Below are 12,254 nucleotides of genomic sequence, written 5' to 3'. Positions count from 1 at the left end.
GTTCTCTGGCGGGCACCGCCGTCACTTCTTGGCGGCGGCGACCTTCTTGCGCGGGGCGCGCTTGCGCGGGGCGGCGGCGGGGGCCTCGGACTCCGCCACCTGGGCCTGCTCGTACGCCGAGATCACCTCGGACGAGAGGCGGCCGCGCTCGGAGACCTCGTAGCCGTTCGCGTTCGCCCAGGCGCGGATCTGCTGGTTGCGCTCGCGGTCGGTGGTGCTCGTCGTGGTCGACTGGCCCGTCGCGACGCGGACCTTGCGGCCGCCGATGCGCCGGCCGGCCGCGATGAAGCGGGCGAGCTCGTCGCGCAGGGCGGCGGCGTTCTCGTCCGAAAGGTCGATTTCGTAGGTGACGCCGTCGAGGCCGAACTGAACGGTCTGGGCGGCGGTGCTGCCGTCGATGTCGTCCAGGATCTCGACGAGGACTTTCTGGGCCACGGGAATGCTCCTCAAGCTGGATGTGCGTCCGGGGAACGTGACGTGTGACAAGGTGCACAATGACCGACGTTCTCCCGTGGAGTGTATCCACCCGGCGATCGGTTCGGCAATTTCCCGTGGTTTTTCCCGGTTCGGCGGGCCGGAATGGACGCGCGCCGAGATCCACTGTGGAGGACTACGGCGTCCCGGAAGGCGCCGAATCCCCTTGATCCGTCTCCGGTCCTTCCGCTGCGGGATCGACGATGTCCGCGGCCGCGGCCGCGTCCTTCGCCTCCTCGATGTACCGCCGGGACCGGGCGAGTTCCGCTTCGGGATCCTCGCGCTTGTCATTCTCTGTCATTGCGGCTCCTCCGGTCGCTTGATGGACCTGTTGTCCCCGGCTACCCGGCCCGGGGATTCCGGAAACGGCGTGAATCACCGCTCCGGCGCAAAACGAGGCCGGGAAAGAATGCCGCCCGCAGTTGTCGGGCGACACGGTTGCCGGTGGTGCACCGCGTCGGTCACCCCAACGAGTGGCCCACCGGGCGCGGTGGTCCGGTCCCGGTCGTGCCGCCCAGCAGGCCGTGGGAGCCGCGTCGGGACCGGTTCCGGGTTCCCCGGCCCGCACTGCGGACACGGCCCGGCAGAACGCCGTTGAACGCCGTTTTGCCCCCGGGAACGCCGAAGGGCCCCGCACCAGGCTGGTGCGGGGCCCTTCGACGAGGAAGCGAGTTACTTCTTCTTGGCAGCCGACGTGCGCTTGGCCGGGGCCTTGGCGGCGGTCGTCTTCTTCGCCGCGGCGGTCTTGGCGGCCGGCTTGGCGGCGGCCTTCGCCCGCGTGGTGGTGGTGGCCTTGGCCGCGGTCGCCTTGGCGGGAGCCTTGGCCGCGGTCTTCGGGGCCGCCTTGGTGGCGGTGGCCTTCGCGGCCGGCTTCGCCGCGGTGGCGCGGGTCCGCGTGGTCGTCGCGCGCGTGGTGGCCGGCTTGGCGGCCGCGGCCCGCGTGGTGCGGGTCGTGGTGGCCTTCGCCGGGGCGGCGGCGGCCTTGGTGGCCGTCGCGCGGGTCGCCGTGGTGGCGGTGGCGCGCTTGACCGGGGTGGCCTTCGGCAGCTTCTTGGAGCCGGAGATGACGTCCTTGAAGGTGGTGCCGGCACGGAAGGCGGGCACGTTGGTCTTCTTCACGCGCACGGCCTCACCGGTGCGCGGGTTGCGCGCGGTGCGAGCGGCGCGGGCGCGCTTCTCGAAGACACCGAAGCCGGTGATGTTGACCTTTTCGCCCTTGTTGACCGTCCGGATGATGATGTCGACCAGACCGTCAACGGCCTGCGAAGCCACCTTCTTGTCGCCCAGACGCTCCGACAGCGCCTCGATCAGCTGGGCCTTGTTCGTCATTCCAGTCCTCCATAGTGGAACTACTCGTACACGGCCCATCTCGGCCGACACTGCACACGGTATTACCAATACCGCACAAAATCCAACCGGGGGTCGAAATATTTCCTTGTGAGGGCGCTGGTTCCGCCCCTCCGGAGACCCCGGCCGGCGGGGTCCCGAATCGGAAGCCGGACCTCGACCAAGGCCCTGAGCAGGCAAAACCGTGTGCCCGGGCCGTCCACAGTGGTCGTCCATATAGGACCCGGGGCCCGTCGGGAGACTTTTTCCGCGACACGCCGGGAGCGGCCCTCCCGGCGTGTGGTCGATGCCACCCCGGGCCCGATCCCGCGCAGCGGCGGGGGATCGCGGGCCCGCCGGGAGGCCCGGCGAAGGGCCGCCGGGGTGGGATCGCCGTGGGGTCAACGCGGTAACGCGGCGCCCGCCCGGAGCGACCCTCCCGGGGACGCGGCGAGGTCGTTGCGGCGCAACGGCGGCGAACGCCGTGGGGCCGAAAGGATCTTCCCCGTAGGGTGAACTCACTCGTTCGGCCCAGCCACGGGCGCGGCGCGGAAGGCCGTGTTGGGCGCGGGACTGTCGGTCCGGCGAGCTAGTCTGCCGCGGGAGGAAGACCCGGGTGCGACAGGGAGAACCGTGGACCAGGAGACGCTCACCACCGTGGTCGGCCGGGTGGCCGGGACCGAGGACTCGACGCCGCTGCAGTTCCACGTGGCGATCGACCCGGAAGCCTATCTGCAGCTCGACGACGTCGTCGTGACCAGGCGGGAACTCCCCGGTCTCGGCGAAGTCACGTCGTACGGGGTCGTCACGCAGGTGAACGCGCGGCACGAGGGCGCGAGCTTCGGCAGCGACGTCTTCCTGATCTCCGACGGCGTCCTGCCCGCGCAGGTGCAGGAGATCGCCGAGATCGCCACCACCCGCGTCGAGCCGGAGTGCTACGTGCCGCCGCGGCCGGGATCCGTCGTCTCCCGCGCGGTGGGGGAGGATCGCGCGCAGGCGCTGTACTTCGACAACATGACCCGCCAGGTGGCGGTCGGCCTGGGCCGGGACGGCGAACCCGTCTACCTCAACATGGACTTCCTCGACGGCACGCGGGGCGCGCACGTCAGCATCAGCGGCGTCTCCGGCGTGGCCACCAAGACGTCGTTCGCGTTGTTCCTGCTGCACTCGATCTTCCGCGGCGGCGCCCTGTCCAACGCGCACAACGCCAAGGCCCTCGTCTTCTCGGTCAAGGGCGAGGACCTGCTGTTCCTCGACACCCCGAACGTCCGGCTCGACGAGAACCTCAAGGCCGAGTACGCCAAGCTGGGCCTGCCCGCGGAGCCCTTCGCCTCGGTCGGGTTCTACGCGCCGCCGACGCCGTCGGACACCACGGGGAAGCCTTACGTCACCGGGCGGACGTCGGGCGTCGGCGCGTTCTGGTGGACCATCGCGGAGTTCTGCGCGAACGACCTGCTGCCCTACGTCTTCGCCGACGCCGAAGACGAGCGCAACCAGTACACGATGGTCATCCACCAGGTCGCGAACCGGTTGCGGCTGGACAGCACCCCGGCGGGGAAGGACGGCGCGGCCACGGTCGACGGCGTCCTGTGCCGCACCTACGCCGAGCTCGTCGACGTCATCTGCGAGCGCGTGACCGACGAGGAAACCCGCGCCGGCTGGGCCGGTGCGGTCACCGGCGCGGGCACGGTCAACGCCTTCATCCGCCGCCTGCGCTCGAGCCAGCGCGCGCTCAGCGGCCTCATCCGCGGCGACCTCGCCGACCACGCCGCCCGCAAGCTGTCCACGGAGAACCAGCAAGTCACGGTCGTGGACATCCACAACCTCGTCGAGCGCGCGCAGCGGTTCGTCGTCGGTGTCACGCTCGCCGCGGAGACCGCGCGCAAGGAGGCGGCCGGCCCCGGCGGGCTGCTGTTCACCATGCTGGACGAGCTGAACAAGTACGCGCCGCGTGAAGGCAGCAGCCCGATCAAGGAGGTGCTGCTGGACATCGCCGAGCGCGGCCGCTCCCTCGGCGTCATCCTCATCGGTGCGCAGCAGACGGCTTCCGAGGTGGAGCGCCGGATCGTCAGCAACAGCTCGGTGCGGATCGTCGGGCGCCTCGACGCCGCCGAGGCCTCGCGCCCGGAGTACGGCTTCCTGCCGCAGAGCCAGCGGGTCCGCGCGACGCTCGCGACACCCGGCACGATGTTCGTGAGCCAGCCGGAGATCCCGGTGCCGATCGCGGTCGGCTTCCCGTTCCCGGCCTGGGCCACGCGGCTTTCCGAGGCCGGGCAGGTGCCGACGACCACGGCGGCGTCGAAGAAGTCCGACCCCTTCGCGGGGCTGCCGACCGGGAGCGCCGACCCGTTCGGCGACGACCCGCCGCCGTTCTGAGCCCGCTGCCCGTCACCTGAACGGAAGGACGAAGGGTGAAGTTCCTGCACACCTCCGACTGGCACGTCGGCAAGACGCTCAAGGGCCGCAACCGCCTGGACGAGCAGCGCGCGGTGCTCGGCGAGATCGTCCGGATCGCGCGGAAAGAGACGTTCGACGCGGTCCTCGTCGCGGGCGACCTGTACGAGACGTCGGCGCCTTCGGCGGCCGCGCAGGAACTCGTGGTGCAGGCGCTGATGGCGCTGCGGGACACGGGCGCCGAGGTCATCGCGATCGCGGGGAACCACGACCACGCCGCGACGTTCGAGGCGTACCGGCCGCTGCTCAGGGCGGCGGGCATCCACCTCACCGGGAACCCGCGCCCGGCCGCGGACGGCGGGGTCGTCTCCTTCGACGCCCGGTCGACCGGCGAACGCGTGAACGTCGCCGTGCTGCCCTTCCTTTCCCAGCGCTACGCGGTCCGCGCCGCCGAGCTGCTCGCCGGGACGCCGGCGGACAACGTCGGCCAGTACGACCAGCGCGTGCGGGACATCCTGGAGCACCTCAAGTCCGGGTTCACGCCCGGCGCGGTGAACCTCGTCATGGCGCACCTGACGGTGACCGGCGGCGCGATGGGCGGCGGGGAACGCGCGGCGCAGTCCATCTTCGAGTACCACGTGCCGGCCACGGCGTTCGGCGCCGACCCGCACTACGTCGCGCTCGGCCACCTGCACCGGCGCCAGTCGCTGCCCGCCGCGTGCCCGGTGCACTACAGCGGCTCGCCGTTCGCCGTGGACTTCGGCGAGCAGGACAACAAGAGCGTGGTGCTGAGCGTCGAGGTCACGCCCACGACCCCGGCGAAGATCACCGAAATCCCGCTGACCGCGGGGCGGCGGCTGCGGACCGTCCACGGCTCGGTGGCCGAGCTCGTCGGCCGGGCCGAGGAGTTCGGTGAGGACTACCTCCGCGTCTACGTCCGGGAAGCGACCAGGGCCGGGCTGCGCGAAGAGATCCAGGAAGCCCTGCCCAACGCCCTGGAAATCCGCATCGACCCGGAGTTCGCGGCTCCGGTGACGACGTCGGGCGGCGAACGCGCGGTGGCCGACCGGTCACCGGGTGAGCTGTTCGCGTCCTACTGCGAGGAGCGGACGGTGGACGACAAGCGCGTCCAGTCGCTCTTCGCGCGGCTGCACGACGAAGAGACGAGCGGGGTGTGACATGCGGCCTGTGCTGCTGGAGATGACCGGCTTCGCGTCCTTCCGCGACAAGACCGAAGTCAGCTTCGAGGACACGGACTACTTCGCGCTCGTCGGGCCGACGGGCGCGGGCAAGAGCACGGTGATCGACGCGCTCACCTTCGCCCTCTACGGCTCGGTCGCGCGCTGGGACCACGAAGGCCTGGTCGCGCCCGCGCTCGCCCCGACGGTGAACCGCGCGACCGTGCGGCTGGTGTTCGACGCGGGCGGCGCGCGCTACCACGTCGTGCGGGAAGTCCGGCGCAGCGGCGGGAAGAAACCCACGGTCAGCGTCAAGAACGTCCGCCTGGAACGGCTCGCCGACCCCACCGCGCTCGGCGGCGCGGAGGACGACGCCGACCCGGTCGCCGCGGACTCCGAGGTCACCCCGACCGTCGAACGCCTGCTCGGGTTGACGTTCAAGCACTTCTGCACCTGCGTCGCGCTGCCCCAGGGCGACTTCGCGGAGTTCCTGCACGCCAAGGCCGCCGACCGGCAGAAGATCCTCATCAAGCTGCTGGGCCTGGAGGTCTACGAGCGGATCGGCCGCCGCGCCGGGGTCACGGCCGAGCAGCAGAAGCAGCGCGCCGCCGTCCTCACCGAACAGCTCGGCAGCTACGCCGACGCGACGGAAGAAGCCGTCGAAGAGCTTTCAGCGCGGAGGACTGCGCTCGCCGACCTCGACGCGCGGGTCACCGCGGCGATGCCGGGACTGTCCGACGCCACCCGCGTCCACGACGAAGCCCGGCAGCTGGTCGCGACGGTGACGCGGGAACTGGGCGTCCTCGGCGCGCTGGAACGTCCTGAGGGTGTCGAGGATCTCGAGGCCCGGCGCCAGGCCGCGGCGGACGCCGTGACGACGGCGCAAGCGGAGCTGGAGAACACGGAGAAGGCGGACGAAACCGCCCGCGCCGCGCTCGCGGCCGCGCCCGGCCGCGGCGAGCTGGAGCGGATCCGCGCCGCCCGCACCGAGCTCGGCGAGATCGAGAAGGCGCTCCCGCGGCTGGAAGAAGACGCGAAGAAGGCGTCCCAGGCCAAAGACGCCGCCGCTGTTTCGGCGACCGAGGCGGTGTCCGTCGTCGAGGCGGCCCGGAAGAACCGTGACCTCACCGCGCGGGCCGCGGAGGACGCCGCCGCCGAAGCCGCGCGGGCCCGTCAGGACCGTGACCGGCTGGCCGGGCTCCGGCCGCCGGCGGATCTCGGGGACCTGGCGAAGGATTCGGCGCGGGTCGCGAAGCGGACGGCGGACGCCGACGCGCGCCTGCGTGCCGCCGAGGCCGCGGACGCCGAAGCACGCAAGGCGCTGGCTGCCCAGCCGGACGTCGCGCCGCTCGCTTCGGCCCGGTCCGACGCCCGCACCCTCTACACGTTGTGCGACGCGCAACGGAAGGCCGCACCCGAACAGGCCGCCCGCCGCAAGGAACTCGAAACCGCGCGAACCGCGTTCAAGAGCGCCGACGCCGAACTCACGGCGGCGAAGACCGCGCTGGCCGACGCCGAACGGACCGGCCAAGCCCTGGTGCTGCGGGCGGGCCTGGCCGTCGGGCACGCGTGCCCGGTGTGCGAGCAGGAAGTCACGGCGCTGCCCGATGCCGGCGGGCACGCCCACCTCGCCGAGGCCCGCGAACGCGTCGAGCGCGCCGAACGCGAGCGCGCGACGGCCGAGACCGCGGTGCGCAAGCTGGAGCGGGCCGCCGATCGCGACGCCGACTCCGCCGCGTCCGTGGCCGCGCAGGCGGAAGAACTGCGCGTGGTCCTCGCCGAGGTCGACGGGCCGCCGGAGTCGGCGGTGCTGCGGCGCCCGGTCGAGGCGTCCTTCACCGAACAGGACTTCGCGGACCTCGTCGCCGCCGTGCGTGAACGCGGCGAATGGCTGTCCACGACGATCGAGGGCCGGTCCCGGATCGCCGAAGCGGCGCGTGCCGCGGACACCGAACTGGCGGCGGCTCGCGCCGAGCGCACCGCGGCTCAGCACGACGCCGACGTCGTGGCGAAGTCCTTCGCGGCGGCGCGGGAGGCGTTGCGTGCGGCGCGGGATCCGCTGGTGGAGCTGGGCGCGCCCGCGATCGACGGCGACGACGTCCCGGCGGGCTGGCGGCTCCTCACGACGTGGGCCGCTTCGGCGCTGGACGAACGACGGACGACGCTGGCCTCCCTCGAAGCGGCCGCCGAAGCCGCGGGCAAGGAAGCCGTCGTCGCGGCGGACGACTTCAAGGCCGCCGAGCGCGACGCCGAGCAGCGGCGCACGCGGGCCGTCGACGCGGGACTGGCCGAGCAGGCGGCGGGCACCCGGCTCGAAACCGCCCGGCGCCGTCGCGGCGAACTTGCCGAGACGCTCGCCGGAGCGCCGTCGGCCGAAGTCGTCGCCGAGCAGCTCGCGCGCGTCGCCGAACTCGAGAAGGCCGCGAAGGCCGCGGACGCCGAGCTGCGAAAGGCGCGCGCCGCCGCGAAGGAGGCAGCCGACCGGCAGGCGAGCGTCGCGAAGGAAACGGACGCCGCGCGGCAGCGGCTGTCCCAGGCGCGCGACCCGCTGGTCGGGCTCGGTGCGCCGCCGATCGACGGCGACAGCCTCCTCGGCGCCTGGGCCGCGTTGACCGATTGGGCGGCTGGGCAGGCGAAAGAGCGTCGCGAGCGGCTGGCCGTCGCGACGACTGCCGAGGCCGAAGCCGCCGAAGCGTTGCGAGCGGCCGAGCGCGCCGTGGTGGAGGACGTGACCGCGCTCGGCGTCGAACTGCCGGAGGGGCCGGTGCGGGACCGCGTGCCGGTGGCGCTCGCGACCGCCCGGGCGCGGGCCGAAGCCGACCACACGGAGATGAAGCGGCGCGTGGCGCGCGTGGCCGGGCTGCACGGCGACATCGCGGCCGCAGAGTCCGAAGCGCAGGTCGCGCGGCTGCTCGCGGACCTCCTGCGCTCGGACAAGTTCCCGCGCTGGCTGATCGCCGGGGCGCTCGACACGCTCGTCGCCGAGGCGTCCGCGTCGCTGCTCGAACTGTCGGGCGGCCAGTTCGAACTGACCCACGACAAGGGCGACTTCCTGGTGGTGGACCACAACGAGGCCGACGCCCGCCGCCCGGTGAAGACGCTGTCGGGCGGGGAGACGTTCCAGGCGTCGCTTTCGCTCGCCCTGGCGCTTTCGTCCCAGCTCGGCGCGATGGCCGCGGAGGGCGCGACCAAGCTCGAGTCGATCTTCCTCGACGAAGGGTTCGGCACCCTCGACGAGGCGACCCTCGACGTCGTGGCGTCCACTTTGGAGAACCTCGCCGCCACCGGCTCCCGGATGGTCGGGGTGATCACGCACGTGCCGGCGCTCGCCGAGCGCGTGCCGGTGCGCTTCCTGGTCACGCGCGACGGCACCGGCTCGCACATCAGCAGGGAGGGCGCATGACGGCGGTCGCCGGGATGAACTTCAGCATCGACAGCTGGGACCCGGGCTACGGCAGCTCGATGGAGGCCGAAGAGCTCGCCAGGTCGGGCGCGGAGGTCGAGCTGGACGTCGAGGTCCCGGCGGCCGAGTGGGCGCCGATCGACCCGTCGCCGGTTTCCGCGCCGGAGGCCGTGTTGTTCGTCGACGGCGTCCGGCGGATCGACGCCCGCGTCTGGATCGACGACCCGGACGGGACGAACTCGGCGTCGATCGGGCTGTGCGCGTCGTACGCGGCGGGCGTCGTGTGCTGCTGCGAGGGACGGGCGCACGTGGTCGGGACCGACGTGCGGCGCGGGCTGTTCACGGTCGCCCCGGAGGCGGCCGACATCCCGACGCCGGCCGGGACGTACCAGGCGTTCCGGGCCGCGGCCAAGGAGGACAAGCCGCTGCCCGTGGTCCTTTCGACGGCCCTGCAGGACCAGCTGGCGGAAACCGAGCTCGACACGGCGATCGCGGCCCGCACGGCGATCGCCGGGCACGTCGGCCGCGACCTGCTGGTGGTGGACGGCCCGTTGCGCGGCCGGGCCCACCTCGAGCGGGCGGTCGGGTTCATCAAGAGCCACCAGACGACGTACCTGCCGGGCGAGCTCAACGCGATGGTCGGCCGGCTCGGCCCGCACCAGCGCACGCCGGTGTTCCTGATGGGGACGACGTGGGTCCGGCACTCGTGGTACCTGCGGCTGCCGTCGACGGGCGGCCCGCCGTGGTCGGGCGTGGTGCGCGTGGAGGCGGCATCGCACCTGGACCGCGACGAGGTGGCCGGCCTGGCGAACCTGACGCAGTCGGTACTGGGCCGGTTCGCGTCGGTGCCGTACAAGGACTCGCGGGCACCGCAGAACCTGTATCCGATCGCGGGCCTGGAGCGCGACCTGCGGCACCGGCTGGGGGATCAGCAGTTCGTGTACCGGGCTTTGCGCCTGGCCGCGGCCCGCTGACGTGGCAAGGCGGAGCCGGGGACCGCACCGGGCGCACACCGTCCGCGAGCAGGAGGGGCACGTCGATCTTTCCGGCCGGCCCGCCGCCGCGCTGAGACCGGCCCGGGGCGCGGGTGCGCGCCCCGGGCCGGCACCGCCCTCTGGGGTGGGCGGTCCCCGGGGCGGTGGCCTGGGGGCCCGCGCCCGCCCCGGGGTGTCCTTTGTGGAGGGAGCCGGCCGCGGCCGTTCAAGGTGGTGAACGGCCGCGGCGGCGTTAGGCCGATCAGTGCTTTCTCGCCGCGGCCCGGCCCCTCCGGTGGGCGCCCCTTCCACGCTTGAGCCGGGGAAACGGTTGATCCCTCGTTCTGTTCATGTACATGAACAACTATCGAGTCTATGTTTCTCGGTCACGTATGGGTTAGCTTGTCCGCCGTTGATCCCGTTCAGTGGCGAGGGAGACTGCGATGCGCAACGGCCGGCTGGTTCTTGCCGCGGTTCTGGGGTTGTCGCTGGCCGTGCCGGCGACGGCGGTGGCGGACGCGCAACCGTGGCGCAACGCCCGCCAGTCGCCCGAGCAGCGGGCCGCCGAGCTCGTCGCCGCGATGACCCTCGACGAGAAGATCTCCCAGCTGCACCTGCAGCCCGACGCCGAGCACCAGCGGTTCGTGCCACCCATCCCGCGCCTCGGCGTACCCGGCTTCCGGATCGCCAACGGCCCGGCCGGCATGGGCCCGGCCGACGACAAGCCGCAGAAGCCGGCGACCGCGCTGCCCGCCACGATGGCCCTGGCGTCGACGTTCGACACCGGGCTCGCGCGCCAGTACGGCCGCCTGATCGGCGACGAAACCCGCGCGCTCGCCCACAACGTGTCCGAGGGCCCCGACATCAACATCGCCCGCGTGCCGCGCAACGGCCGGACGTTCGAGGGCATGGGGGAGGATCCGGTGCTCGCCGGCGCCCTGGGCGCCGCCGACATCCGCGGCATCCAGGAGAACGGCACCATCGCCGAGGTCAAGCACTACGCGGCGAACAACCAGGAGACCCAGCGCCAGAGCATCGACGAGCACATCGACGAGCGCACCCTCAACGAGATCTACCTGCCGCACTTCGAGCAGGCGGTGACCGAAGGCCACGCCGGCTCGGTGATGTGCGCCTACCCGAAGATCAACGGCGTCTTCACGTGCGAGAACCCGGCGCTGCTGCAGGGCAAGCTGCGCGACGACTGGGGGTTCACGGGGTTCGTGCAGTCCGACTGGGGTGCCGCGCACAGCACGGTCGGGTCGGCGAACGCGGGCATGAACCTCGAGATGATCGACGGCACCTGGTACGGCGACAAGCTGAAGCAGGCGGTGCTCGCCGGGCAGGTCAGCGAACAGCGCGTCGACCAGCTGCTGATCCCGCGGTTCCGCACGATGTTCGCGTTCGGGCAGTTCGACCACCCGCCGACGCCGGCGCCGCTGCCGACCGCGCAGCACGACGCCGCGGCGAAGCAGTTCGCCGAACGCGGCATGGTCCTGTTGCGCAACGACCACGCCCAGCTCCCGCTCGACGACCGCGCGGTGAAGTCGATCGCGCTGATCGGGCCGTTCGCGACCAAGGCCAAGACCGGCGGCGGGGGCAGCTCGGCCGTCATCCCGACGTCCACAGTGGACCCGTTGCCGGGGCTGCGGGCCCGGGTCCCGGGGGCCGCGGTGACGCTCGACGACGGCAGCGACCCCGCCCGCGCGGCCGCCCTGGCCGCCGGTTCCCAGGTCGCGGTCGTGATGGTCGGCGACAACGAAGCCGAGGGCAAGGACCGGGCGAGCCTGGCGCTGGACGGCACCCAGGACGCGCTGGTGTCCGCCGTCGCCGCGGCGAACCCGCACACCGTGGTCGTGGTGAAGAGCGGAGGGCCGGTGCTCATGCCGTGGGCCGCTTCGGTGCCCGCGATCCTGCAGGCGTGGTACCCGGGCCAGCAGGACGGCGCCGCGGTGGCGGGCGTGCTCTTCGGCGACGTCAACCCGTCGGCGAAGCTGCCGATCACGTTCCCGGCGGCCGACGCGGACACCCCGGCGAACACCACGGCGCAGTTCCCCGGCGTCAACGGCGTCGCGACGTACTCGGAAGGCCTGCAGGTCGGCTACCGCTGGTTCGACGCGCAGGGCAAGACGCCGCTGTTCCCGTTCGGCTACGGCCTGTCGTACACGACGTTCGCCTTCTCCGGCCTGTCGGTGCGGAACACCGGCGACGGCGCGACGGCGACGTTCACGGTGCGGAACACCGGGCACCGCGCGGGCGCCGAGGTCGCGCAGCTGTACCTGGGCTTCCCGGCGGCGGCGGGCGAACCGCCGAGGCAGCTGAAGGGCTTCTCGCGCGTCGAGCTGGCGCCGGGCCAGTCCCAGCGCGTGACGATCCGGCTGGACGCGCGCGACTTCTCGACGTGGGACGCCACCAGCCACGCGTGGCGTCCGGTGAAGGGCGGCTTCACGGTCCAGGTGGGCGACTCGTCCCGCTCGCTGCCGCTGCAGGCGCCGCTGAAGCGCTGAC

General features: G+C 72.6%; 8 protein-coding genes. 5 read left to right on the top strand and 3 right to left on the bottom strand.

Translation table 11 applies throughout. From position 1 onward, the window contains the following. Nucleotides 1–21 precede the first annotated feature (21 nt). The 3 genes from ACYVLJ_RS33105 to ACYVLJ_RS33095 all read right to left on the bottom strand — a co-directional run bounded on the left by ACYVLJ_RS33105 (nucleotide 22) and on the right by ACYVLJ_RS33095 (nucleotide 1,803). Nucleotides 22–435 (bottom strand): histone-like nucleoid-structuring protein Lsr2, encoded by a 414-nt coding sequence (locus tag ACYVLJ_RS33105; protein WP_451975076.1) that lies wholly within the window; start codon nucleotides 433–435, stop codon nucleotides 22–24. A 175-nt stretch (nucleotides 436–610) separates the two neighbouring features. Then, on the bottom strand, nucleotides 611–775 hold the full coding sequence (locus ACYVLJ_RS33100) for a hypothetical protein (RefSeq protein WP_460441606.1): 165 nt from the start codon (nucleotides 773–775) through the stop codon (nucleotides 611–613). A 371-nt stretch (nucleotides 776–1,146) separates the two neighbouring features. Continuing rightward, on the bottom strand, nucleotides 1,147–1,803 hold the full coding sequence (locus tag ACYVLJ_RS33095; RefSeq protein WP_451975072.1) for an HU family DNA-binding protein: 657 nt from the start codon (nucleotides 1,801–1,803) through the stop codon (nucleotides 1,147–1,149). Nucleotides 1,804–2,433: 630 nt separating this feature from the next. Here ACYVLJ_RS33095 and ACYVLJ_RS33090 point away from each other — a divergent pair. The 5 genes from ACYVLJ_RS33090 (at nucleotide 2,434) to ACYVLJ_RS33070 (ending at nucleotide 12,253) form a co-directional block, all read left to right on the top strand. Then, nucleotides 2,434–4,176 carry an ATP-binding protein gene (locus ACYVLJ_RS33090; RefSeq protein ID WP_451975070.1) on the top strand — a complete coding sequence of 581 codons (1,743 nt, stop codon included), beginning with the start codon at nucleotides 2,434–2,436 and terminating at the stop codon, nucleotides 4,174–4,176. Between the two features lie 35 nt (nucleotides 4,177–4,211). Continuing rightward, entirely contained in the window at nucleotides 4,212–5,372 is a 1,161-nt protein-coding gene (locus tag ACYVLJ_RS33085; RefSeq protein ID WP_460441605.1) for an exonuclease SbcCD subunit D, read from the top strand. A 1-nt stretch (nucleotide 5,373) separates the two neighbouring features. Further along, a complete protein-coding gene (locus ACYVLJ_RS33080; protein ID WP_460441604.1) occupies nucleotides 5,374–8,775 on the top strand; it encodes a sbcc family protein in 3,402 nt (1,133 codons plus the stop codon). Next, nucleotides 8,772–9,749 (top strand): hypothetical protein, encoded by a 978-nt coding sequence (locus ACYVLJ_RS33075; protein ID WP_460441603.1) that lies wholly within the window; start codon nucleotides 8,772–8,774, stop codon nucleotides 9,747–9,749. The genes ACYVLJ_RS33080 and ACYVLJ_RS33075 overlap by 4 nt, the downstream gene beginning before the upstream one ends. Before the next feature lie 443 nt (nucleotides 9,750–10,192). After that, nucleotides 10,193–12,253 carry a glycoside hydrolase family 3 C-terminal domain-containing protein gene (locus ACYVLJ_RS33070; protein ID WP_460441602.1) on the top strand — a complete coding sequence of 687 codons (2,061 nt, stop codon included), beginning with the start codon at nucleotides 10,193–10,195 and terminating at the stop codon, nucleotides 12,251–12,253. The last annotated feature ends 1 nt before the right edge of the window (nucleotide 12,254 follow it).

The organism is Amycolatopsis stemonae (assembly GCF_054781455.1).
Note: the sequence above shows the minus strand (reverse complement) of the source record. Positions and strands in the feature narration are given on the sequence as shown.